Genomic DNA, 218 nt, shown 5'->3' on the forward strand with positions numbered 1-218 from the left:
ATGCCGATTGATCGCGCGATAGTGCCCGGCATTCTCTACACGGTCATAGTCATTGCGCGTACCCAGCAGGCTGTGGATGTAAATGCCCGGTATGCCTTCCAGGCCAAGCATGATGGCATGCGCACACACAAAGCGCTCCACGCCCCACTCATCAGTCCCCGATGTCGTTCCTTGCAGGGCATCAAACAGCGAGATATTGATCTCGTAGGGCTTGCTCT

1 pseudogene is annotated in these 218 nt (G+C 56.0%); it reads right to left on the bottom strand.

From position 1 onward, the window contains the following. Window positions 1-218: pseudogene (locus tag A3709_RS15880) on the bottom strand (alpha-amylase); the annotation flags it as partial.

The sequence above is a fragment of the Halioglobus sp. HI00S01 genome, from assembly GCF_001635445.1.
Classification (GTDB): domain Bacteria; phylum Pseudomonadota; class Gammaproteobacteria; order Pseudomonadales; family Halieaceae; genus Halioglobus; species Halioglobus japonicus.